General features: G+C 67.8%; 1 protein-coding gene. It reads left to right on the forward strand.

Annotated features, from left to right (window positions below):
• Window positions 1–59: 59 nt before the first annotated feature.
• The coding region (locus FS507_RS18150) for a hypothetical protein (RefSeq protein WP_222121458.1) at window positions 60–301 on the forward strand (242 nt) is incomplete at its 3' end.

The following is a 301-nucleotide window of genomic DNA, read 5'->3' on the forward strand; positions in this document are numbered from 1 at the left end:
GAGAGGGAGGAGAGGCAGGGGTTGTCTGGGGAAGGGGACGCCAAGGAGAAGGGGAAGTTGTGGTCGTGGTGAGTCGTGGGGATGAAGTGGTGGGTGTGGGGGGGGAGTGGGGGGTTGAGGGGGGGGTGGGGGAGACGGAGGAGGAGAGCGGGGTGGATGGTGGGGAGGTGGAGGTGGGGGAAGGGGAGGTAGATGAGGGGATAGGAGAGGAATGGCGGGAGCGAGAGGAGGAGGGGGGTGGTGAGTGGGGGAGGGTGGGGGTGTGGGGGGGGTGTGGGAGGAGTGTGATGGAGGGGTTGGG

It is taken from the genome of Corynebacterium glyciniphilum AJ 3170 (genome assembly GCF_007673095.1).
Classification (GTDB): Bacteria; Actinomycetota; Actinomycetes; order Mycobacteriales; family Mycobacteriaceae; genus Corynebacterium.